The 490-nt window shown below is 39.6% G+C and carries 1 protein-coding gene; it reads right to left on the reverse strand.

What is annotated here, in order from left to right; genetic code table 11:
• Positions 1–490, reverse strand: a 490-nt coding sequence (locus ACTND6_RS11145; RefSeq protein WP_441045121.1) for an RNA-guided endonuclease TnpB family protein, incomplete at both ends; no start/stop codon positions are given.

Consider the following 490-nt stretch of genomic DNA (forward strand, 5'->3'; position numbering starts at 1 on the left):
CTCAACTTTTATGCCTGCTAACTTTGCCTTGTATTCTATAAACTGTGCAAGCCTATAGAAAGACCATGTATGCAGACTGGGATTGTTTTTTCGACTTGTTCTTGTCGTAGAACGAATGTTTGCCAAACGTTCTAATTTTATAACTTTAACATCATGAACAACAGCAGTCTCAACGATCTCGCGGCTTATCTTATGGTCAATGTCCTTCATGATGCGCTGTTCTTTATTGTTGATGCGTTTTATGGCATCAGGCTTTTTAGCTTTGCCTAGTTTCTTGCGAAGATATTTATAATGCCTGCGCATATATTTATTTTTACGACCATTGCCATAGAACTTAACGCTGCCATCAGATGTATATGATACCGCAGGACATTTAATGCCAAGGTCAACACCCATGGCACTGCCATCGTCAGTATACTCAGGTTCATTAACCTCATATACGACTTGAGCAACTATCTTGCTGCCTTTATAGACAATACGCATGGTTCCA

It is taken from the genome of Bulleidia sp. HCP3S3_C9, assembly GCF_052064035.1.
Taxonomy (GTDB): Bacteria; Bacillota_I; Bacilli_A; order Erysipelotrichales; family Erysipelotrichaceae; genus Bulleidia.